This window comes from Ruegeria marisflavi, assembly GCF_025673445.1.
Lineage (GTDB): Bacteria > Pseudomonadota > Alphaproteobacteria > Rhodobacterales > Rhodobacteraceae > Ruegeria_B > Ruegeria_B marisflavi.
In genome coordinates, this window is sequence record NZ_JAOVQN010000002.1 from 133,095 (window position 1) to 155,106 (window position 22,012).

Annotated in this window: 26 protein-coding genes; 8 read left to right on the forward strand and 18 right to left on the reverse strand. The window is 61.4% G+C overall.

Annotated elements, in window-relative coordinates; all coding sequences use genetic code 11:
- The first annotated feature begins 31 nt into the window (after positions 1 to 31).
- The 6 genes from ccrA (at position 32) to OEZ49_RS02565 (ending at position 5,449) form a co-directional block, all read left to right on the forward strand.
- On the forward strand, positions 32 to 1,318 hold the full coding sequence (ccrA, locus tag OEZ49_RS02540; protein WP_263386856.1) for a crotonyl-CoA carboxylase/reductase: 1,287 nt from the start codon (positions 32 to 34) through the stop codon (positions 1,316 to 1,318).
- Positions 1,319 to 1,529: 211 nt separating this feature from the next.
- A complete protein-coding gene (locus OEZ49_RS02545) occupies positions 1,530 to 1,748 on the forward strand; it encodes a hypothetical protein (RefSeq protein WP_263386857.1) in 219 nt (72 codons plus the stop codon).
- Positions 1,687 to 2,406, forward strand: a complete 720-nt coding sequence (locus OEZ49_RS02550) for a helix-turn-helix transcriptional regulator (protein ID WP_263386858.1) — start codon at positions 1,687 to 1,689, stop codon at positions 2,404 to 2,406. The genes OEZ49_RS02545 and OEZ49_RS02550 overlap by 62 nt, the downstream gene beginning before the upstream one ends.
- Before the next feature lie 83 nt (positions 2,407 to 2,489).
- A complete protein-coding gene (locus OEZ49_RS02555; RefSeq protein WP_263386859.1) occupies positions 2,490 to 3,128 on the forward strand; it encodes an acyl-homoserine-lactone synthase in 639 nt (212 codons plus the stop codon).
- A 60-nt stretch (positions 3,129 to 3,188) separates the two neighbouring features.
- Positions 3,189 to 4,724 carry an ATP-dependent DNA helicase gene (locus tag OEZ49_RS02560; RefSeq protein WP_263386860.1) on the forward strand — a complete coding sequence of 512 codons (1,536 nt, stop codon included), beginning with the start codon at positions 3,189 to 3,191 and terminating at the stop codon, positions 4,722 to 4,724.
- Entirely contained in the window at positions 4,721 to 5,449 is a 729-nt protein-coding gene (locus OEZ49_RS02565; protein ID WP_263386861.1) for an SDR family oxidoreductase, read from the forward strand. Before OEZ49_RS02560 ends, OEZ49_RS02565 begins: the two co-directional genes overlap by 4 nt.
- Before the next feature lie 11 nt (positions 5,450 to 5,460).
- Here OEZ49_RS02565 and OEZ49_RS02570 read toward each other — a convergent pair whose 3' ends face one another.
- The 15 genes from OEZ49_RS02570 to OEZ49_RS02640 all read right to left on the reverse strand — a co-directional run bounded on the left by OEZ49_RS02570 (position 5,461) and on the right by OEZ49_RS02640 (position 18,210).
- Entirely contained in the window at positions 5,461 to 6,237 is a 777-nt protein-coding gene (locus OEZ49_RS02570; RefSeq protein ID WP_164129118.1) for a TIGR02186 family protein, read from the reverse strand.
- 1 nt (position 6,238) lies between these two features.
- Positions 6,239 to 7,159: a sulfite exporter TauE/SafE family protein gene (locus tag OEZ49_RS02575; RefSeq protein ID WP_263386862.1), complete on the reverse strand. Its 921-nt coding sequence runs from the start codon at positions 7,157 to 7,159 to the stop codon at positions 6,239 to 6,241.
- Positions 7,160 to 7,161: 2 nt separating this feature from the next.
- Positions 7,162 to 8,085, reverse strand: a complete 924-nt coding sequence (locus tag OEZ49_RS02580; protein ID WP_263386863.1) for a sulfite exporter TauE/SafE family protein — start codon at positions 8,083 to 8,085, stop codon at positions 7,162 to 7,164.
- Positions 8,086 to 8,176: 91 nt separating this feature from the next.
- Positions 8,177 to 9,142, reverse strand: coding sequence for an ABC transporter permease (locus OEZ49_RS02585; protein WP_164129115.1), 966 nt, complete (start codon positions 9,140 to 9,142; stop codon positions 8,177 to 8,179).
- Positions 9,142 to 10,236, reverse strand: coding sequence for an ABC transporter permease (locus OEZ49_RS02590; RefSeq protein ID WP_263386864.1), 1,095 nt, complete (start codon positions 10,234 to 10,236; stop codon positions 9,142 to 9,144). The genes OEZ49_RS02585 and OEZ49_RS02590 overlap by 1 nt, the downstream gene beginning before the upstream one ends.
- Positions 10,236 to 11,765, reverse strand: a complete 1,530-nt coding sequence (locus OEZ49_RS02595; RefSeq protein ID WP_263386865.1) for an ABC transporter ATP-binding protein — start codon at positions 11,763 to 11,765, stop codon at positions 10,236 to 10,238. Before OEZ49_RS02595 ends, OEZ49_RS02590 begins: the two co-directional genes overlap by 1 nt.
- Positions 11,766 to 11,885: 120 nt before the next feature.
- Entirely contained in the window at positions 11,886 to 12,884 is a 999-nt protein-coding gene (locus tag OEZ49_RS02600) for a BMP family lipoprotein (RefSeq protein WP_263386866.1), read from the reverse strand.
- A 156-nt stretch (positions 12,885 to 13,040) separates the two neighbouring features.
- On the reverse strand, positions 13,041 to 13,454 hold the full coding sequence (locus OEZ49_RS02605; protein ID WP_263386867.1) for a GNAT family N-acetyltransferase: 414 nt from the start codon (positions 13,452 to 13,454) through the stop codon (positions 13,041 to 13,043).
- The gene (tsaB, locus tag OEZ49_RS02610; RefSeq protein WP_263386868.1) at positions 13,451 to 14,041 is read right to left on the reverse strand and encodes a tRNA (adenosine(37)-N6)-threonylcarbamoyltransferase complex dimerization subunit type 1 TsaB; all 591 of its coding nucleotides are present in this window, start codon (positions 14,039 to 14,041) and stop codon (positions 13,451 to 13,453) included. Before tsaB ends, OEZ49_RS02605 begins: the two co-directional genes overlap by 4 nt.
- On the reverse strand, positions 14,031 to 14,594 hold the full coding sequence (locus tag OEZ49_RS02615) for a NifU family protein (protein WP_263386869.1): 564 nt from the start codon (positions 14,592 to 14,594) through the stop codon (positions 14,031 to 14,033). Before OEZ49_RS02615 ends, tsaB begins: the two co-directional genes overlap by 11 nt.
- 70 nt (positions 14,595 to 14,664) lie before the next feature.
- Complete coding sequence (locus tag OEZ49_RS02620; RefSeq protein ID WP_263386870.1) at positions 14,665 to 15,258, reverse strand: 2-hydroxychromene-2-carboxylate isomerase; 594 nt, start codon at positions 15,256 to 15,258, stop codon at positions 14,665 to 14,667.
- A 10-nt stretch (positions 15,259 to 15,268) separates the two neighbouring features.
- A complete protein-coding gene (locus OEZ49_RS02625) occupies positions 15,269 to 15,724 on the reverse strand; it encodes a universal stress protein (RefSeq protein WP_164129107.1) in 456 nt (151 codons plus the stop codon).
- A 21-nt stretch (positions 15,725 to 15,745) separates the two neighbouring features.
- Positions 15,746 to 16,828, reverse strand: coding sequence for an AbrB family transcriptional regulator (locus OEZ49_RS02630; protein ID WP_263386871.1), 1,083 nt, complete (start codon positions 16,826 to 16,828; stop codon positions 15,746 to 15,748).
- A complete protein-coding gene (locus OEZ49_RS02635; RefSeq protein ID WP_263386872.1) occupies positions 16,825 to 17,688 on the reverse strand; it encodes a branched-chain amino acid aminotransferase in 864 nt (287 codons plus the stop codon). Before OEZ49_RS02635 ends, OEZ49_RS02630 begins: the two co-directional genes overlap by 4 nt.
- A gap of 60 nt (positions 17,689 to 17,748) precedes the next feature.
- Positions 17,749 to 18,210, reverse strand: a complete 462-nt coding sequence (locus tag OEZ49_RS02640) for an Lrp/AsnC family transcriptional regulator (protein WP_263386873.1) — start codon at positions 18,208 to 18,210, stop codon at positions 17,749 to 17,751.
- 131 nt (positions 18,211 to 18,341) lie between these two features.
- Between OEZ49_RS02640 and OEZ49_RS02645 the strand changes: the two genes are divergently transcribed.
- Positions 18,342 to 19,391, forward strand: coding sequence for a Glu/Leu/Phe/Val family dehydrogenase (locus OEZ49_RS02645; protein ID WP_263386874.1), 1,050 nt, complete (start codon positions 18,342 to 18,344; stop codon positions 19,389 to 19,391).
- Positions 19,392 to 19,424: 33 nt separating this feature from the next.
- On the opposite strand, the gene OEZ49_RS02650 is transcribed toward OEZ49_RS02645, so the two are convergent.
- Positions 19,425 to 19,910 (reverse strand): VOC family protein, encoded by a 486-nt coding sequence (locus OEZ49_RS02650; RefSeq protein ID WP_263386875.1) that lies wholly within the window; start codon positions 19,908 to 19,910, stop codon positions 19,425 to 19,427.
- Between the two features lie 87 nt (positions 19,911 to 19,997).
- On the reverse strand, positions 19,998 to 21,026 hold the full coding sequence (gene trpS / locus OEZ49_RS02655; protein ID WP_263386876.1) for a tryptophan--tRNA ligase: 1,029 nt from the start codon (positions 21,024 to 21,026) through the stop codon (positions 19,998 to 20,000).
- 85 nt (positions 21,027 to 21,111) lie between these two features.
- On the opposite strand from trpS, the gene OEZ49_RS02660 reads away from it, so the two are divergent.
- Positions 21,112 to 21,798, forward strand: coding sequence for a rhomboid family intramembrane serine protease (locus OEZ49_RS02660; protein ID WP_263386877.1), 687 nt, complete (start codon positions 21,112 to 21,114; stop codon positions 21,796 to 21,798).
- Positions 21,799 to 21,816: 18 nt separating this feature from the next.
- Here OEZ49_RS02660 and OEZ49_RS02665 read toward each other — a convergent pair whose 3' ends face one another.
- A complete protein-coding gene (locus OEZ49_RS02665) occupies positions 21,817 to 22,008 on the reverse strand; it encodes a YgaP family membrane protein (protein ID WP_164129099.1) in 192 nt (63 codons plus the stop codon).
- Positions 22,009 to 22,012: the final 4 nt, after the last annotated feature.

Genomic DNA, 22,012 nt, shown 5'->3' on the forward strand with positions numbered 1-22,012 from the left:
TTGCGGCAATGACTTGATAAAGGAGGCCGAGATGGCTTTGGATACCGACAGCGGCATCGCGTCCTACGAGGCGCCCGAGAAAGACCTCTATGAAATGGGTGAAATCCCCCCGCTGGGGTTTGTTCCCAAGAAGATGTACGCTTGGGCGATCCGCAAGGAACGGCACGGCGAACCCAATACCGCGATGCAGCAGGAAGTCGTGGATATCCCGGTGCTCGACAGCCATGACGTTCTGGTGCTGGTGATGGCCGCAGGCGTCAACTATAACGGCGTCTGGGCAGCCTTGGGCAAACCCATCAGCCCCTTTGACGGCCACAAGCAACCCTATCATATTGCCGGTTCCGATGCCTCGGGCATCGTCTGGGCCGTGGGCGACAAGGTCAAGCGCTGGAAAGTCGGCGACGAGGTTGTGATCCATTGCAACCAGGATGATGGCGACGATGAGGAATGCAACGGCGGCGATCCGATGTATTCGCCCAGCCAGCGGATTTGGGGCTATGAGACCCCCGACGGGTCGTTTGCCCAGTTCACCCGCGTGCAGGCGCAGCAGCTGATGCCGCGCCCCAAGCACCTGACCTGGGAAGAAAGCGCCTGCTACACGCTGACGCTCGCCACCGCCTACCGGATGCTGTTTGGCCACCCGCCGCATGACCTGCAACCGGGTCAGAACGTTCTGGTCTGGGGCGCATCTGGCGGTCTAGGCTCTTATGCGATCCAGCTGATCAATACCGCAGGCGCGAATGCGATCGGCGTGATCTCGGACGAGGACAAGCGCGATTTCGTCATGGGGTTGGGCGCCAAGGGCGTGATCAACCGCAAGGACTTCAAATGCTGGGGTCAGCTGCCGACCGTCAACACGCCGGAATATGCCGAGTGGCTGAAAGAGGCGCGCAAGTTCGGCAAGGCGATCTGGGACATCACCGGCAAGGGTGTGAGTGTCGACATGGTCTTTGAACACCCGGGCGAGGCGACCTTCCCCGTGTCGTCGCTGGTGGTGAAAAAGGGCGGCATGGTGGTGATCTGCGCCGGGACCAGCGGGTTCAACTGTACCTTTGACGTGCGTTACATGTGGATGCACCAGAAGCGTTTGCAGGGTTCGCACTTTGCCCACCTCAAGCAGGCGGCCGCCGCTAACCGGCTGATGCTGGAGCGCCGGCTTGATCCGTGCATGTCCGAGGTGTTCACCTGGGCCGACCTGCCCGAGGCGCATATGAAGATGATGCGCAACGAGCACAAACCCGGCAACATGTCGGTTCTGGTCCAGTCGCCGCGCACCGGCCTGCGGACTTTGGAAGAGGTCCTCGACTCTCGCGGCTGACGCCGCACACGGAATACGCCGACAGGATGGCCCGCGAATCACGTCTGTGGATCGCGGGCTTTTTCATTTTCTGCCCAAGCTTTGCGGTTTCAGAGGCTTGCAAACACCTGCCTCGCTATTTTTGGGGAGTGGAAACCAGTGAATTTCTTAACGGAAGCAGCACATGCTATAGTTGAGTTAACGCTTCGTTAATCATTTCGGGGAGAGTCTGGTGCAACAGAATGAATGGATCCTGGACGTACTATCGGACCTCAAATCTTTCGCGATGGCGAATGGTCTGAACGCGCTTGCAGAACAGCTTGACGACACCAAGCTGATTGCCGCTGCCGAAATCGCGTCCAAGCACGAAGAGGCGCTGGCGCTTGCAAATGGGCGGAAAGGTCGATTTGGAACCTATCTTGGAGGAACTGGACGCTGCCAGCGCGCTTGACGGGCTAGAGCAGACCAACAGGAGGTTGCGAGATACACTTGGTATCAATCACATCGTCTATCACTGGGTGGACAGTGCCGGCGATCAATACGGGTGCACAACCTATCCGCAATCATGGGTGGATCGCTATCTGGCCCAAAACTACCATCGGATTGATCCGGTAATTCTTGGCTGTTTCCAAAGGTTTCACCCGGTCGACTGGAAGCGGTTGGACTGGTCCGGCAAGGCGGCCAAAGCGTTTCTGAAGGACGCGATGGAACATGGGGTCGGCAACCAGGGCTTTTCGATCCCGATCCGTGGGCCGAACGGGCAGTTCGCCCTTTTTACCGTTAACAACTCTTGTGATGATGAGACCTGGGCTGACTTTACAGCGACCTATTCCCGCGACCTGATCCTGATCGCGCATTACTTCAACCGCAAAGCGCTGGAGTTCGAAGCCAACCGTCAGCCGGAGTTTTCGCGTACCCTTTCCCCCAGGGAAGTGGATGCGATGACCCTGTTGGCGTTGGGGTACAATCGGGCCCAGGTCGCGCATTCCCTGTCGATTTCTGAACATACCTTGCGCGTTTACATAGAGAGCGCACGGTTCAAGCTCGGCGCCTTGAACACAACTCATGCGATAGCGACGGCGATGAGTCGAGGGTTGATCGTGGTCTAACTTGGTGAACGGTTTGCTGACCAGATATTAACCAATCGCATGTACCCCTTTTGTTCCATATCGGACGGCAAGGGGACAAAGATATGCTGCGGTATTTGTATGCGGACGAGTTGCACCGGTTTCCCAAGCTGGCGAGGTCGATGTTTCTGGACCGCGCCGATCAGTTCAAGACCCGGTTAGGCTGGGATGTCAATATCAACGAGGCCGGAGAAGAGCGCGATCAATACGACGATCTGAACCCGCTCTACGTGATCTGGGAAGAACCGGATGGCAGCCACGGCGGGTCCATGCGGTTTCTGCCGACGACGGGACCGGTGATGATCAACGATGTGTTTGGCCACTTGACCGGAGGCAGCCCGATTTGCAGCCCGCTGATCTGGGAGGTGACACGGTTCTGCTTATCACGTCGGGCCAGTTCGGTTGTCGCGGGCGCGATCATGCTGAGTGGTGGCGAGGTGATGGAAGGGTTCGGATTGACCCATATTGCCGGCGTGTTCGACGACCGAATGATCCGCATCTACCGTCTGATCGGATCCTCGCCCGAGGTGCTGGGCAGCGAGGGCGAGGGCCGCAATCGGGTCTATGTCGGTTTGTGGCCCTATTCTCCGGCGGATTGCGAGCGTGTGGCGGCGCGCGCGGGTGTATCGCGTGAGCTGTCGCGCATGTGGTTCAATGCGGCGTTTGGGACGGATCGGCAGCGCCGGAAACAGCGGACGGCGTAATCCTGACGTTGCTTTCGGACGGTACTGGTGTGGCGCGCCCCTCGCCTGTAGGGTCGCGCCATGACAATGAACGCGGTCACCTATTCCGACGACCAGGCCAGTGCCTATGACGCTATCGCCGAGCTGCTCCAAGCGGCGGGCGTCGACCTGGATGATGATGCTCTGTTGCGCCCTCCGGAAGGCGGTGCAACGGGCGTGATGGCTGTCATCGGCAAGGCGGGGTCGGGAAAAACGATGCTGCTGGCCGAGCTGTGCAAGGCTTTGGCGCAGGCTGGCGTGCAGGTCGTGTCCGGAGACTACGAAGGCCGCAAGAGCAAGGACCGGCGCACGCTTGCGATACTGGCGCCCACCAACAAGGCCGCCAGCGTGCTGCGTCTGCGTGGAGTTCCGGCAACCACGATTCACCGAATTCTCTATACCCCGGTCTACGACCCCGACTACGAGCGGATCGCCGAATGGCTGGCCGGAAATGGCGAGCGCCCCGAGGTGGAGGGTCTGAGTGAAGAGTCGCTCGACCGGGCGGCCGCGTTTTATGCCCGCAACAGTTCGATTCCCGGCGCGCTTGCGGCCGCTGGGCTGCGGGGGTCTGACTTCATTACCGGGTGGAAGCGGCGAGATGAGCCGTTGGACATCGGGTTCATCGACGAGGCGTCGATGCTGGATGACCGGCAGTTCGAGGACTTAAAAGAGATTTTCCCGACATTGATCCTGTTTGGGGATCCGGCACAGTTGGCGCCGGTGAACCAGTCGGGTTCGATGGTGTTTGACCAGTTGCCCGAACCCCGAAAGCTGAACCTGAGCCGTATTCACCGGCAGGAAGCGGATAGCCCGATCCTGGACCTTGCCCATGCGCTGGCGGATCCGCAGGTCGATTTCGAGACCTTTGAGCATATGGTCGAGGAGAAGGCCCGCCAGGACGAGCGTGTTGTCTGGGGACAAAGGGTCGAAGTCGATCTGATGGCCCGCAGTCCGGTTCTGGTCTGGCGCAACGCGACGCGCATTCGTCTGATCAATGCCTTTCGAACGGTCTATGGCGCCCCCGAGCAAGAGCTGATGGAAGGCGAGCCGCTGATCTGCGATGGAATTGAGCTGCCGCTGAAGCACCGCAAGAAGCGGCTGGATCTTGAGGCGCGCGGGCTGATCAAGGGCGCGCAGGTGATCTATCTCGGGCCGGGGCGCAAACCGGGGTTCTCGCGCCTGCATGTGATGGGCGCTGAGGATCCTCAGGTGTCGGCGGCGTCTATCGTCAAGATCGAAAAACCCGACGAGGAAGAACCCTTTATCCCCTTTGCTGCCCGCATGGGGGCCACGTTTCTGCATGGTGCGGCCGTTACCATACACAAGGCGCAAGGGTCGCAATGGGATACGGTTCAGGTTTTTGCCCCGGATATCTTTGCCGCCGCCCGCGCCGGTCGGGTTGAGGCTGGGCAGCCCTTGTGGAAACGTCTCGCCTATGTGGCGATCACCCGGGCACAGGAACGGTTGATCTGGGTGGTGCGCAACCGGCTGTCGAAACCGACGCAGCCGCTGCGGGTGGATGACCTGCGCCAGACCGAGGCGCCCATCCTGAGATTGGAAGAGGAGATCACGCTGTGAGAAGCATTCTGATTACCGGCGCCAGTTCAGGTATTGGCAGGACAACGGCCGAATTGTTCCTGGCCGAGGGGTGGACGGTCGGAGTGTTGGCGCGGCGCGGCGATCTGTTGGACGTATTGGCCAACGGTCACGAGCGGGCCATTCCCCTGGTCGCGGATGTCACCGATCCAGAGGCCGTTGAGGCGGCGTTTGACCGGTTCTGCGCTCAGGCCGGGCGACTGGATGTCCTGTTCAACAACGCCGGGATCTTTGCGCCGGGCGGAACCATCGACGAGATTGCACTGGAGGACTGGTTCCGTTCGGTGAACGTCAATCTCAACGGGATGTTTTTGTGTGCACGCGCGGCATTTGCCAGGATGCGGCGGCAAGAGCCTCAAGGCGGCCGGATCATCAACAACGGTTCGATCGCCGCGCATGCGCCGCGGCCCAACTCGGTGCACTATACGGCGACCAAACATGCGATCACCGGCCTGACCCGCAGTCTTTCCTTGGACGGTCGGGGATATGGAATTGCGGCGGGTCAGATCGACATAGGCAACGCTCGGACCGAGATGGTCGCGGGCCTGAACAAGACTGCGCTGGAACAGGGGCGCGACCCGGATCCGACAATGGGTGTTGCCGATGCCGCGCGCTCGGTGCTGCACATGGCCAGCCTGCCGGCCGATGCCAACGTTCTGTTCATGACGGTGATGGCGACGACCATGGCCTATGTAGGCCGGGGGTGAGCCCCGCGGGATCAGGTTCCGCGTAGTGCCCGGAAGGCAGCCGAGGCGCCCCAGCCCGCCGCGATTGCGATGGCCAGTGACATCAACCCGTAGACAATGGGCTGCTGCCGCGACAGGTTGAACAGGAACCGTTCCAGCCCGACCTTTTGCACGTCGATCGTGGTTTGATAGGTGGACACGACCTTGCCGCCCCGCGTCAGGAATATCCGGGCCGAATAATTGCCTTCGGTCAGGTTTGCGGGCATGTCGATTTCGGTCCGGAACAAGGTCTGTTCGTCCACGGCCACGGTGTTTTCCCGTATGGAATAGAGCCTTTCGTTCGCCCGGATACGCACTACGGCTTCGGCGAATTCCTGGGCATTCTGGATGTTCATGTCAGCCCCGACCGAGCGGATTGCCCGCTTGATCGAGATCTTGTGGCGCAAGTCCTCGGTGTCGGATATGGCCTCGTGAAACGGGCTGCTGGTCGCCACGGCATAAAAGCTGGGCGCTGAATCAACCAGAACGCTGTCGGCATTCACCCAGATCCCAAGCTTCTTTTCCTTGCGGCGTACGAGCACGGGGGCCGAAGGCCCGGAGACCGAGACGATAACCTGAAGGGGATCACCGTCCGGGATTGGTGTCTCTCGCTTGATCGCGCCAAAGATCAGGATGTCGGAGCCGTCGAAATTGGCTGTGATGGCAACGCGGTCCCGGCTGAGGCCAAGAACGACCTGCTCTTCGGTCGCCTGGGTGGACGCAGGGACGATCAGCGCGGCCAGGAATGCCAGAGAGGTGAGCACGCGCATCTCAATGTCCTCCGGCGGCGCCAAGCGAATAAAGTTCGCTTGGCATCAGAAGAAGGTCCAAGGCCAGTTTTCCGCAGACGGCCAGGACCAGGCCCGCCAGAAGAATGCGCAGCTGTTCCGCCTTCATCTTGCTGCCGATAACTGTGCCAATCTGCGCCCCGATAACCCCGCCAACCAGCAACAGCACGGCCAGAACGACATCCACCGTATAGTTGGTGGTGGCGTGCAGCATGGTCGTGAACGCAGTAACAAAGATGATCTGGAACAGCGAAGTGCCGACAACGACCTTGGTCGGCATTCCAAGCAGGTAGATCATTGCCGGGACCATGATGAACCCGCCCCCGACGCCCATGATGGCCGATAGGACACCGACCAGCAGTCCGACGGCTAGTGGCGGAATGACCGAGATATAGAGGCCCGAAGTGCGAAACCGCATCTTCAGCGGCATGGCATGAATCCAGCCGCGCTGCCGTCTTTTCGGGGGGGCGCCGCCGGGTCTGCGCGATTTGCGGATGGCGTTCAGGCTTTCGACGAACATCAGCCCGCCAATGACGCCCAGAAAGACGACGTAGCAAAGCTTGACCAGCAGATCGACCTGACCCAGGCTCTTGAGGTGGTTGAACAACACAAGCCCCAGAGCGGCCCCGATCAGCCCCCCGATCAGCAGGATCGTCCCCATTTTCAGGTCAACCGTCCGCCTTCGGAAATGCGCCAGAACGCCCGAAAACGAGGACGCGACGATCTGGTTGGCCTCGGTGGCAACGGCTACTGCGGGAGGAATGCCGATAAAGAACAAAAGCGGCGTCATCAGAAAGCCGCCGCCGACCCCGAACATGCCCGACAGTATCCCGACCATCCCACCCAGGCCCAGAAGCAGAAAGGCATTTACTGAAACTTCGGCAATGGGGAGATATATCTGCACGCTCAGAATCCGCCTGGAACAGAAAGATTGAAATGGTCACCCGGTTCGAGCAGCAATTCGAACCCGATCTTGGTTGATACCGACAGTACAAGGAGCGACAGCAGAACGCGAAGTTGTTCCGCCTTGAGATAGGCGCCGATGCGGGTGCCCAACTGCGCGCCCAGCACCCCTCCGATCAGCAGAAACAGGGCCAGCACGATGTCGACAGAATAGTTGGTGGTCGCATGCATCATTGCCGTAAACCCGGCAACGAAGATGATCTGGAACAGCGAGGTGCCGATCACCACCTTGGTGGGCATGCCCAGGACGTAGATCATCGCCGGGACCATGATGAAGCCGCCGCCAACCCCCATGACCGCGGATAGGACACCGACGCCAAAACCCACCAGAACCGGCGGGATCGCGGAAATATAAAGGTTCGACGTGCGAAAGCGCACCTTCAGCGGCAGGGATTGGACCCAACCGCGTTGTCTGCGTTTGTATGGCGCGGTCGGCACCGTGGCACGCGACCGGCGTATCGCGTTGATGCTTTCGATGAACATCAGCCCGCCGATGACACCCAGAAACAGGACATAACAAAGCTGGACCGCCAGATCGACCTGGCCCAGGCTTTTCATCAGATTGAACAAGACCATTCCTGCGGCCGCACCGAACAGCCCCCCCAGCAGCAATACGCCGCCCATTTTCAGGTCAACTGTCCGCTTTCGAAGATGCGCCAGAGCGCCTGAGATTGAAGACGCCACAACCTGATTGGCCGATGTTGCCACGGCGATTGCGGGGGGGATACCGATCATGAACAGCATGGGCGTGATCAGAAAGCCGCCACCAACGCCGAACATGCCTGACAATACCCCCACGAACCCGCCGATCCCAAGCAAGACGACCGGGTTCGCTGACACTTCGGCGATGGGGAGGTATATCTGCATGTTTTTTGTTAAACTGCTCGCCCCCCATAAATCAACGAAGAATGCCGCCATGCAGCGAACAGGACTGAAATTACCTGTCGATCTGGCCCTATCAACGCTCTTTCACGTAGGGTTCGCCGCCTGCGCGGGGCGGAATCGCCTTGCCGACGAAACCGGCCAGGATGACCACGGTCAGAACATAGGGAAGCGCATCCATCACCTGCACCGGGATCACAACGCCGCCGAGGTCGATGTTCTGGAACCGCAGGGCGATTGCCTGCAATAGGCCGAACAGCAAACAGGCCCACATGGCATGCCAGGGCCGCCATTTGGCAAAGATCAGCGCCGCCAGTGCGATAAAGCCTCGCCCGGCGGTCATGTCCTTGACGAATCCAGCCTGGAGCGCCGTGGCCAGATAGGCACCCGCAATGCCGCAGAGCACGCCACAGATCATTACGGCGGCATAGCGCAGGCCCACAACGGAAACCCCCGCGGTGTCCACCGCGGCAGGGTTTTCGCCGACAGCCCGCAGGCGCAGGCCGAACCGGGTGCGGAACAACACCCACCAGGTCGCGGGAACCGCCAGGAAGGCGATGTAGACAAGGATCGAGTGACCGGACAACAGCTCGGAATAGACTGGTCCGACCACGGGAACACCGGCCAGGGTTTCGCTGAGCGGCCAGTCAATCGGACCAAACCGGCCGCCCCCGATCAGAGAAGGTGTGCGGCCGCCCTGCTGAAACCAGTCCTGCGCGATCAGAACGGTCATGCCCGCGGCGAGGAAGTTGATGGCGACGCCGGAAATAAGCTGGTTACCGCGAAAGGTGATCGAGGCGAGCCCATGCAGCCCGGCCAGCACCAGCGACGCCGCGATACCTGCCAGAAGGCCCAACCAGACCGAGCCGGTGACGGCGGCGACGGCTGCGGAAAAGAAGGCGGACATCAGCATCTTGCCCTCGAGCCCGATGTCAAAGATGCCGGCACGTTCCGAAAACAGGCCCGCGAGGCACGCCAGCAGCAGCGGCGTGGCCAGGCGGACGGTGGAATCGAGAACCTGGATGATCGTCAGAAAGTCCATCACGCGTTGCCTTTCCGAAGGGCCAGGAAGATCTTTTCAAGCGGCATCCGCACCATGTTGTCGAGCGCCCCTGTGAACAGGATGACCAGCGCCTGAATGACGACGATCAACTCGCGCGGAATATTGGTCCACAGCGCCAGTTCCGCGCCACCCTGGTAGAGAAACCCGAACAGGATCGCGGCCAGGAACACACCAAACGGGTGGCTGCGCCCCATCAGGGCGACGGCGATGCCGATGAACCCGGCGCCCTCGGTCGAGTTCAGTACCAGCCGCTCGGCCTCTCCCATCACATTGTTGATGGCCATGAGGCCGGCCAGCGCGCCCGAGATCAGCATGGCGATCATGGTGATCTTGTAGGGCGAGATGCCAGCGTAAAGCGCGCCGGTCTCGGAATGGCCATATGCGCGGATCTCATACCCAAGCCGTGTCCGCCAGATCAGCGCCCAGACCACGACACAGGCCAGAACCGCAACCAATAGAGAGACGTTGGCAGGGGCCGCCTTGGAAAAGTTGATACCGATCGGGGCCAAAAGCTCGTGCAGGGTCGGGAGATGGACACTCTCGTTAAACCGCGCGGTCGCTGGGTCCATGGAGCCCACCGGGCGCATCACGTTGACCAGCATATAGTTGAGAAAGGCCGCGGCGATGAAGTTGAACATGATCGTGGTGATCACGATATGGCTTCCCCGCCGGGCTTGCAGATAGGCCGGGATCGCCGCCCAGATCGCACCAAACAGCATCGAGGCCGCGCAGGCCGCCAGCAGCGCGATGGTCCAGTGGGGCCAGGGGACGTAGAGACAGACCAGAGCCACGCCAAGGCCGCCGAGCATCGCCTGCCCCTCGCCGCCGATGTTGAAAAGGCGAGCATGAAAGGCGACGGCCACGGCCAGACCGGTAAACATGAAGTTGGTGGCGTAATAAAGCGTATAGCCCCAGCCATAGGTCGATCCCAGCGCGCCCGATACCATCATTTTGACGGCGGCCACCGGATCTTCGCCAATGCCGAGAATGACCAACGCCGACAGGATCGCGGCCAGGATCAGGCTGATCAGCGGGATCAGCACCACATCGGCCCATTTGGGCATCTTGTCCATCAGGCGGCCTCCCCGTTGACACCGGCCATCAAGAGGCCCAGTTCCTTTTCGTTGGTTTCATGCGGCAGGCGTTCGCCCATGATATGGCCGTCGAACATCACCGCGATCCGGTCGGCGAGACCAAAGATTTCCTCCAGCTCGACCGAGACCAGCAGCACCGCCTTGCCCTGATCACGCAGGGCGACGATCTGCTTGTGAATGAATTCGATGGCGCCGATATCGACGCCACGCGTGGGCTGACCGACCAGCAACAGGTCGGGATTGCGCTCGATCTCGCGCGCCACGACGATCTTTTGCTGGTTGCCGCCCGAGAAGTTCTTGGCCGCGAGCCACCCGTCGGCGGGGCGGACATCGAATTTCTCGATCTTGCGGGCGGTATCGGCGCGCAGGGCGGCGTTGTTCATGAAAATGCCAGACTGATAGGCCGGGTCGTGGTGATAGCCAAATGCCACGTTTTCCCAGGCGTGGAATTCCATGATCAACCCCTCGCTCTGACGGTCTTCGGGGACATGGGCCACATGGGCGGCGCGGCGGGCGCGGGCGTCGGATCCCGGGCCACTCAAGGGCAGGGGGGTGCCGTTCAGCCGGATCGCACCGCTGCCCGGACGCATTCCGCCCAGCACCTCGAGCAGTTCCGACTGCCCGTTGCCCGCGACACCGGCAATGCCCAGGATTTCGCCCGCGCGCACGGTCAGGTCGATGCCCTTGACCCGTTCGACGCCCTTGTCATCGACCACGCGCAGGTTTTCGATCTCCAGGATCGGTTTGCCGGGCTGGGCGGGCACCTTATCGACACGCAGCAGCACCTTGCGGCCCACCATCAGCTCGGCAAGATGCTCGGGGCTGGTCTCGCTCGTCTTGACGGTGGCGGTCATCTCGCCGCGCCGCATCACGCTGACGGTATCGGTTGCCTCCATGATCTCGCGCAGCTTGTGGGTGATCAGGATGATCGTCTTTCCCTCATCCTTGAGCCGGTGAAGGATGCGGAACAGCTGATCTGCCTCGGCCGGGGTCAACACGCCGGTCGGTTCGTCCAGGATCAGGATTTCCGCTTGGCGGTACAAAGCCTTGAGGATTTCAACCCGCTGCTGCTGGCCGACGCCGATCTCTTCGATCACTGCGTCGGGGTTCACGTTCAACTCGTATTCGGCTGCCAGTTCGGCCAGTGTCTTGCGCGCCTTTGCCAGCGAAGGCTTCAGCAGGCCGCCGTCTTCGGCTCCGAGGATGATGTTTTCCAGAACGGTAAAATTCTGCACCAGCTTGAAGTGCTGGAAGACCATGCCGATCCCGGCGGCAATGGCCGCCTGGCTATCGGGGATCTCGGTCTTTTTGCCGTTGATCCAGATCTCGCCCTTGTCGGCCTTGTAGAAGCCGTAAAGGATGCTCATCAGCGTGGATTTTCCAGCGCCGTTTTCTCCGATGATCCCGTGGATCGTGCCGGGGGCAACCCTGATCGAGATATCCTTGTTCGCTTGCACAGGCCCAAAGGCTTTGGATATCCCTTTGAGCTCGATGGCGGGGACTGTCATGTCTTGTCCTCGATGGCCGAAAAGGCGCCTGTCCGAAAGCGGATGTCATCGCGAAGACGATCCGCCGGAGGAAACAAGCGGCAGGTGAGTGCGGGCCGGCGGACCGGCCCGCGTTCAGGATCAGAAGTTCACAGCCGGGCAGCTGTCATTCTCGTAATAGCTGACGACCTTCAGGTTGCCGTCGATGATGTCCTGACGTGCCTTGTCGACCGCAGCCTTCATCTCGTCCGAGATCAGCGGCGCGTTGTTGTCGTCCAGCGCATAGCCGACGCCTTCTTCGGCGAGGCCCATGTTGAACACGCCGGTTTCCAGGTTCTCGCCCGCCTTCATCGCATCATAGACGGCCACGTCCACGCGCTTCAGCATCGAGGTTAGCACCTTGCCCGGATGCAGGTGGTTCTGGTTGCTGTCGACGCCGATCGACAGGATACCTTCATCAGCGGCGGTTTGCAGCACGCCGACACCGGTGCCGCCAGCGGCGGCATAGACAACGTCAGCCCCCTGGCTGATCTGCGCCTTGGTCAGTTCCGAGCCCTTGACTGGGTCGTTCCAGGCCGCAGGCGTGGTGCCGGTCATGTTGGCCACGATCTTTACATCGGGGTTCACGGCCTTGGCGCCCTGGGCATAGCCGCAGCCGAAATGACGGATCAGCGGAATGTCCATGCCACCCACAAAGCCCACGGTGCCCGATTTCGAGGCCATCGCGGCCAGCATGCCGACCAGATAGGAGCCTTCGTGTTCGGCAAAGCCGATCTGACGAATATTGGGTGCGTCAAGCCAGGTGACGTCGACCGCGACAAACTTGGTGTCGGGATAGTCTGCGGCAACGGCGCTCAGCGGATCGGCCATGGCAAAGCCCATGGTGATCACCGGGTTCGCGCCTGCCTCGGCAAAGCGGCGCAGGGCCTGCTCGCGCTGGGCCTCGGATTGCAGTTCGATCTCGCGGAAGCTGCCGCCGGTTTCATCAGCCCAGCGCTTGGCACCGTTAAAGGCGGCTTCGTTGAAGGATTTATCGAACTTGCCGCCCAGATCAAAGATCAGGGCAGGTTCGGCCAGCGCGGCGCCCGCTGTCAGCGCGACGGCTGCGGCGGCGCCCATCAGGGTTTTCATGAGGGTCATTTTGTACTCCCGTTGGTTATTTTTCCGGGGCGGTGGACAAATCCGGACACCCCGCTCATAGCGAGCAGAACTGCTGTGATGACGATAATTAAGGCCGGTTGCAATAGCGCGGGTCAACCGCTTTTTGACCGCATGGTCCGCAATTCGTGATTGCCGTCAGGGCAGAGCGCGTTCCATCATGATCGCATCCACCATTTCTCCGTCTGGCCGTCTGTAGTAACCCTTGCGCCGTCCGCAGGGGGTGAAACCGCATCGGTCATAGAGCGCGATGGCCGCCGGATTGTCGGCGGCAACTTCCAGCAAGGCCCGTGTCGCGCCCATGCGGATGGCACTGGACAGCCAGTCATGAACACAAGCGCTGGCCAGACCTTGGCGGCGTCTTTGCGGCTTCGTGGCGATGGTCAGCATCTCGGTCTCGTCCGTGACCACCTGGAACACCGCGAAACAGTCGGTTGTTCCGATCACACGCACGCGGTCGCAGTTCAAAAGGTCGGCGAACTCACCCTCGGTCCAGGGGCGCGACTGGTCAAAGGCCCGGGCATGGGCAAGGGCCAAATCAGCAGGTGTCATTGATCCAGCAAGACGGGCGCCGTGTCGCGCGACGGCGCGGCGTCGGCCGGCCTGACATAGACCGGAGAGGGCGGGGTGGTGGTTGCACAGGCGCGAGAGGCGGCGAGTACCGCGATGGCCCGGATCAAGTCGAGTGCAGAGACATCTGTGTGCAGCGGCCCCAACAAGGCGGCTTCCGCGTGAGAGACCAGGGCGGGTTCAGCCCCCTCGGGACGGATGTAGTACTGTTCCCGTGGCGCCGGGATTGCAACGATCTGTCCCGCCGGTGTCACCGAAATTCGCGCATCGAACCCGTCAATCCCCACTGCAGGGATACCCAAGGCCAGAGCAAGGCCGCGCGCGGCCGAAACGGAAATCCGGATGCCGGTGAAGTTTCCCGGGCCAACACCCACGCCGATAGCGGTCAGGTCACGCCAGGTCTTGCCAGCCTCTGACAGGATCTCTTCGAGCAACGGGAAAAGGCGTTCTGCCTGTCCACGGCCCATATCCTCGGTCCGTGCGACAACGATCCGCTCGCCCACCAGCAAAGCGGCCGCGCAATGCGCGGCCGATGTGTCGAATGCCAGAACGACCGATTCAGACGGCAACGGGGCGCACCTCGGTCACCTCGGGTATGTAGTGGCGCAGAAGGTTCTCGATCCCCATTTTCAGTGTCAGGGTGGACGAGGGGCACCCGGCGCAGGCGCCTTGCATGTGCAGATAGACCACGCCCCGGTCAAAGCCGTGGAACGTGATGTCGCCGCCATCCTGGGCAACTGCCGGGCGCACCCGGCTGTCAAGCAAGGCCTTGATCTGATTTACGATCTCGGAATCCTCGCCGCTGTGATCGGCATGGCCCGAAGCGGCTTGTGCATTCGCTGCCATAACGGGCTGGCCGGACTGGTAATGCTCCATCACCGCGCCTAGGATTGCCGGTTTGATATGGTCCCAGGCAACCGCGTCAGACTTGGTGACAGTCACGAAATCGTTGCCGAAAAACACACCGGTCACGCCATCCACCGCAAAGATTCGCGCCGCCAGAGGCGATTTTTCAGCGGCCTCGGCCGAAGGGAAATCTGCGGTGCCTGCGTCCAGAACGGTCTGTCCGGGCAGGAATTTCAGCGTTGCCGGATTGGGTGTGGATTCGGTCTGGATGAACATGGTCGGAATTCCTTATCTCTCTGGTCAGATATGAGGCCAGACCCCACCAATGTCAATCTTTGGAACGGTTCTAAAGTGTGGTGGCCAGGGCAATTGCCTGGTCAAGCCGGTCGTCACCCCAGAACAGCTCTTCGCTTACGACAAAGCTGGGGGCGCCAAACAAACCCGCTTGAATGGCTCTTTCCCCCTGAGCAAACAGGGCTTTCTTGGTCTCTTCTGCCCGGGCCTGCTCCATCGCGTGCAGCGGTAATCCGGCTGTTTCCCAGCACTCGGCCAGAACCGCGGGGTTGGATATGTCTTTTCCTCGTCCGAACTCTGCCGAGTAAACAGCGCGGGCGAATGGCGCGATGCGGTCCAGTTCCCGGGACACCAAAGCCAGGCGCGCGGCCGCCAGTCCATTTTGGGGAAAGGGATCCGGCCGGACAAAGGGCAGGCCGCGCATTTCGCAAAGCCGTTCCATGTCCCGCCACATGTAGCGGCCTTTGGACGGGTAGAGGTTGAACGGCGAGCTTGTCCATCCCTGCGCGGCAAAGATCGGCCCCAGCAGGAATGGCTCCCACACCACAGTTAAGCCATGCCGCTGCGCGGCCTCTTCGATCCGCATGGCCGATAGATAGGAATATGTCGACGCGAAATCGAACCAGAAAACGATACGCCGGGCCATTGCTGGGCCTTTATGTGATCGCTTCGAGCTTTTCCTTGCTCAGATCGCCGGGAACGATGGTGATCGGGATCGGCAGGCTGCCCGACGACCGGCTCATCTGCGAGACAAGCGGGCCGGGGCCCTTCTTGTCCGTGCCTGCGCCCAAAACGAGGACACCGATTTCCGGGTCTTCCTGGATATGGGCGATGATCTCGGGGACGGGTTCGCCTTCGCGGATCACCAGTTCGGGCTCGACGCCCTGCTTGTCGCGCATCCATTTGGCAAACACTTCGAAATGCGCGTGGATGCGTTCGCGGGCCTCCTCGCGCATCACTTCGCCAACGCCGATCCAGTGATTGAACTCATCGGGCGGAATAATCGACAGAATGGCAACCCCGCCGCCTGTATGGGCGGCGCGCATCGCTGCGAACCGCATCGCGTTCAAGCATTCGCGGCTGTCATCCAGTACAACTAGGAACTTGCGCATGTCGGTCCTCCACAATCCCGGTCAATCTGCCTCAGGGGTCTGACGCTGTCCATCGCTTTTCCCTGCTGCCCGTCTGGCTACGTCCGTGGCGTAAAGGGTCAGGACCACGGCAAGGACCGACAATCGAAACAGATGCGCGGCTGCGACAAAACTGGGATCGGCACCTAAGGCAACGCCGAGGATGATCATCGTTTCGAGACCGCCGGGAGAAAAACCCAGAAGTACATCCAGCAGCGGCAAGCCGGAAAGAAATGTGGCAGGGAGTGCCGCCAGGACTGCAAGGCCGGTGGCCAGCCCGACAATGGCCAGACCCGCCGCAAGGCTGCGGCGCAGGTCGCACCAGCCCATACCGCCAAATCGGGTTCCGATCAGGCTTCCCATCAGAATCAGGGCAGCTTGTGACGCCCAACCGGGCAGTCCACCCGATGTCCAGCCGCCCAAATGAGTTGTGGCAGCAACCACAATTCCGGCGATCAACACGTGGGCGGGGAGTTTCACGCGTTTCAACAGGGGCGCCAAGACTAGCGCCGCGACAAATTGGCCGAGAATCCAGGTGGCTGGGGTAACGATCTGCGCCTGTGGCAATCCCAGCCCAACCTCGATCCCGGCCAAAGTGGCCGCCAGGGGAACCAGCAAAGTCAATGCCATCAGGCGTATCGAGGCCAGCACCACCGGCCGTGTCAGGGACAGGTGCAGGCTGTCGGCCAGTGCCACCACTAGGCTCAGATGACCGGGGGCCGAGGCCAGAAAGGCCTCGTCCCGGTCGATTGGCAGCAGGCGTGGGATCAACCAGCGCCCGGCCCAGGGGGTTATCAGGGTCAGCGCGGCGAGCAGGCCAAAGGCCACCGGCCAGCGTAGCATCGCGTCGATGCTGTCAGGTCCGACCATCGAGCCGATACTGAGACCGACAATCAGAAAGCCGCCATCACGCAGCACGGGCGAGATCTGCGGGCTTAGTCCAAACAGACCGGCGAGCGATACCGCAATCGCCGGTCCGGCCAACAATGCCATCGGCATGTGGAACAACGCTGCAATCAGGGCCCCGCAGCTGCCCAGTGCCAGTGTCAGCAGGTTCTGGCGTAAGCCAAGTGTCAGCGCGGTCACGCGGTTGTTTTCGCCCAGTCCCAATAGAGCTCGCGCGCGCGACGGGCGACAGGGCCAACCTGATACTGCGTATCGTCCAGCGCAGTGACGGGTGTCACCTTGCTCATGTTGCCGGACATGAAGACTTCATCGGCAGCATGGAAATCAGCGAAAGTCAGCACGGTTTCGTGCACGTTGTAGCCATCCGCGCGCAGGTTCTTCATGTGCCGGGCCCGTGTGATGCCAGCGAGGAAGGTCCCGTTGGCGATGGGGGTAAACACCTCACCATCCTTGACCATGAAGATGTTGGCGGTGGCGGTTTCGGCGACATTGCCCATGGCATCCGCGACCAGAGCATTCGAAAACCCCTTGGACCGGGCCTCTTGCAGCATGCGGGCATTGTTCGGGTAGAGACAGCCAGCCTTTGCATTGACAACCGCGTCTTCCAGCACGGGGCGGCGGAACCGAGTCGTTGTCAGCGTTGCCGAGGCGGTGGCGGGTGCCATCGGGATCTCTTCCAAGCAGATCGCAAAACCGGTGGTGTCCGCATTGGGAACAATCGCGGTGATGTCGCCGTCGATACCCCAGTACATCGGCCGGATGTAGACGGCCTTGTCCTTGCCATAGGTCTTCAGGCCCTCGCGCACGATCTCGACCATGTCTTCGGTCGAGACGGTGGGTGTGACCATCAGCGCCTGGGCCGAACGGTTGACGCGCGCACAATGCGCCTCAAGGTCGGGGGTCATGCCGTCGAAATACCGTGCCCCGTCGAAAACGCCGGAACCCAGCCAGGCACCATGATCCGCAGCGCGCATGATCGGCACGTCGCCGTCATGCCAGGATCCTTCGAAATAGGTGCGGATGTTCTTGCCAGTTGCCATGGTCGCCTCCTTCGGAATGCCGTCACGTTAGGCGCGGTTGGGTCAGAGGTCCAGACCTGTTTAGAGCCCCGTCGCAGGCAAGGCATCGCGCCGCACCATCGTGCGTAGGGCGAAGTTGGAGCGCAGATTTCGAATCCCGGGAATTTTCATCAGTCGGTTTTCCAGGAACCTGTCAAAGGCCGCCAAATCGGCGGCCACGACCCGCAGAAGAATGTCACGCGACCCGGTCATGAGGTAGCATTCCATCACCTCGTCGCAGCGCAGGATCGCCTTTTCAAAGGCGTCCACCGCCGCCCGGTCCTGCTTTTCCAGTTCGACCGAGACGAAGATGGAGACCGATAGCCCCAGTTTCGCGGGGTCTACTGTCGCGCTGTAGCCGGTGATCACCCCATCCCGTTGCAGGCGGTCCAACCGCCGGGCGCAGGGCGTGGGCGACAGGCCGACCTTGTCCGCCAACTCGGTGACGGTCATCCGGCCATCCTTTTGCAGTGCGCGGACGATCCTGTGGTCGATCTGGTCCATTTGGGGAAAATCTCTATTCCGGAGGTGATTCTTATAGTTTTCCTCTAACCTGATCTCACTCACCACGCAATCTTGGTGAAAAACGGCGACCGGTCTGTGGCAGTTTCCGGCCAGGATATTCGGAGGATTCCATGCAGATTACCGCCGTAGAGGCACCCGACCATCAAGAGGTGGTGCGGATCGAGGACCGGGCCAGCGGGTTGGTCGGGTATATTGCCATTCACTCCACCCTGCGCGGCCCGGCTGCGGGCGGGGTGCGGATGCGCCGCTATGCGCAAGAGGTTGACGCGCTGACCGACGCGCTGCGCCTGTCGCGCGGCATGACCTACAAGAACGCCGCGGCCGATCTGGCCCTGGGTGGCGGCAAGGCGGTGATCATCGCCGACTCCGCGACACAGAAGACGCCGGAACTGCTCGAAGCGTTCGGCATGGCAGTCGACTCGCTGGAAGGCCGCTACTGGACGGCCGAAGACATGGGCATGAGCCCCGCCGATATGGCGCGGATCGGTACCCGCACGAGGTTTGTCGCCGGGCTGGCCGATGGGGCATTTGCCAGCGGTGACCCTTCGCCGGTTACCGCGCGCGGAATATTCTATGCGATCCGTACAGCGGCGAAACACCGTCTGAGTTCCATCGACCTGACCGGTCGTACCGTCGCGGTACAGGGGCTGGGTCATGTCGGGCAATATCTGTGTGGCTACCTGCATCAGGCCGGGGCGAAACTGATCGTGACCGATATCGATAGCGCCCAGGTAGCCCGCGTGGCAGAGCTTTATGGTGCGACCGCCGTTGCCCCCGATGCGATCTACGGCGTCGATGCCGACATCTTTGCCCCCTGCGCCATCGGTGCGATCCTGAATGCCGAGACGATCCCGCAGCTGAAGGTTTCCGTTGTGGCTGGTGGCGCGAACAACCAGCTTGCCACACCGGATGATGGCAAGCGGCTGCACGTCCGTGGCATCCTTTATGCGCCCGACTACGTCGCAAACGGCGGCGGCATCATCAATGTGGCGACCGAGATCCAGCAGATTTCGGGGCGCGAGGCATGGGTGGCCGAAAAGCTGACAGCGCTCGACCGGACGATGGACCGGATCCTGACGCGCGCCCGTACTCTGGCCGTCAGCCCGGCAGAAGTCGCCGACGCGATCGTCGACGAGATCTTGCAGCCGAAAGCGGCGTAACTCGAACAGATTGGCCCCTTCTTGGGGGCCGATCTATCCTGCTTCGGCGACGAGGGCGTGAAGGTCCAGCGGGTCGCTGCCCATGGCGAGGCTGCCATCGGGCAGGCGCGGCCATTCGTCAACAGGACGGTCACGGTACAGCTCCACCCCGTTTCCGTCCGGGTCTCTCAGATACACTGCTTCGCTGACCCCGTGGTCGGCCGCGCCATCCAGCGGCACGCCCGCCTCAAGCACCTGGCGCACGGCTGTGCCAAGGGCCTTTCGATCGGGGTACAGGAAGGCCGAATGGTAAAGACCCGTTGCCCGCGCGGGTGGCTGCGGGCCGCCCCGGCTGTGCCAGGTGTTCAGCCCGATATGGTGGTGATATCCGCCAGCCCCGAGAAAGGCGGCGCTGTCACCGAATTTCTGCTGCAACTCGAACCCCAGGACATCGCGATAGAACGCGATGGACCGGTCGAGGTCGGATACTTTCAGATGAACATGGCCGACACAGGTGCCAGCCGGGGCGGTATAGGTCATGGCGCGTCTCCTTTCCCCTGAATATCGGGCGAAGACGCGCCATGCGAAAGGACTAAATCCCGCGCAGATCACCTGCACGGGCGCACATCATCCGCGCGCGGACGAGACCATGCCCACGATGTCGTAGGTCTGCCGCAGGATCGGTTCGGCGATCGCGCGGGCGCGCTCGGCGCCACGGGCCAGGATGCGGTCGATCTCGGCCTGATCGTTCATCAGACGTGCCATCTCGGACGAGATCGGGGACAGTTTCGCAACGGCCAGTTCGGCCAGCATCGGCTTGAACTCGCCAAATTGCTTGCCACCCACATCCGCCAGCACCTGTTCGACGCTCTGGTCGGCAAGGGCGGCATAGATGTTGATCAGGTTGCGAGCGTCCGGCCGCCCCTCCAGCCCGTCGATCTCCGAGGGCAGGGCGTCGGGGTCGGTCTTGGCCTTGCGGATCTTTTGCGCGATGGCGTCGGCATCGTCGGTCATGTTGATCCGGCTCATGTCGGAGGGGTCGGATTTCGACATTTTCTTGGTGCCGTCGCGCAGGCTCATCACCCGGGTTGCGGCGCCCTCGATCACCGGTTCGGTGACCGGAAAGAAATTGACCCCGAAATCGTTGTTGAACTTGATCGCGATGTCGCGGGTCAGTTCCAGATGCTGTTTCTGGTCCTCGCCCACCGGCACATGAGTGGCGTGATAGATCAGAATGTCGGCGGCCATCAGCGACGGATAGGCAAACAGGCCCAGCGAGGCGTTCTGCTGGTTCTTGCCGGCCTTGTCCTTCCATTGCGTCATGCGCTGCATCCAGCCCATGCGCGCGACACAGTTGAAGATCCAGGCCAGTTGCGCATGTTCGGGCACCTGGCTTTGATTGAACAGGATCGACTGTTCCGGGTCGATCCCGGCTGCGATAAAGCCTGCACACAGCTCTCGCGTGGAATGCGCAAGTTCCTTGGGGTCTTGCCAGACGGTAATCGCGTGAAGATCGACCATGCAGTACACGGTCTCCATCTCTGGTCCCTGCATATCCACAAATCGCTTGAGCGCACCAAGGTAGTTACCAAGATGCAGGTTTCCCGAAGGCTGAATGCCGGAAAACACGCGCGGCGTGAATTTGGTTTCGGTCATGATGGGGAACTCCCGTCTGGAAAATTCGGCCCCCGTCGCTTACCCATGAGGCAAAGGGACGTCAACAGCCGGGAAAGGCCCGCCCATGAGCAGTGATAACGATACATCGCCCGTGAACCCCCTGCCGCCAGTCGTGGTGGCGTTGGTGCTGTTCATCATCGGGATAGAACTGGCCTTTTCGCTTGGCGCGCGGGGGATTGTCGGGGGGCCGCAGGCGGTGGGCTGGCGGCTGGCCGCGATGCAGTCTTATGCGTTTTCACCGGATATCCTGGCCTGGATGTGGGACTCCGGACGCTGGCCTGTCGAACATGTGATCCGGTTTGTGACCTATCCGTTCGTCAATGTGTCCTTTACCCAGTCGCTCTTTGTGTGCGTGTTTGTGCTGGCGATGGGCAAGATGGTGGCCGAAAGCTTTGGCAGCGTTGCCATGCTGGTGGTGTTCATCGTTTCGGGTGCCGTGGGCGCGCTGGGCTACGGTGTCCTCACCGACTCGCCGGTGGCGCTGATCGGAGGCTTCCCGCCGGTCTATGGGCTGATCGGCGCTTTTACCTGGCTTTTGTGGCGCAACCTTTCACGGGTGGGGCAGAATCAGGCCCGGGCATTCAGCCTGATAGCGTTCCTGATGGGGGCGCAGCTATTGTTCGGGCTTCTGTTTGGCGGTGGCCTCGACTGGGTGGCCGACCTTGCCGGATTTGCAACCGGTTTCGCGCTGTCCTTCTTTCTGGCGCCCGGTGGCTGGTCCCGTATCCGGGGCCGGATCCGTCACGACTGACGGTCCGGCCATCGGAGGTTACTTCTTCAGCGGGCAGGTGCTGATGCCGAAAATGCTGTACAGCGGGCAACTGCCGACCAGGCCGGTCAGAAGCGGTACAATGCCAATCAGACCCCACATGGTCTGTGGGCCGACGACAGTGAGGGAGAGCAGGATCAGCCCAAGGATGATTCGGGCTGCACGATCAAGGGTGCCTTCGTTACGGGTCATGTCC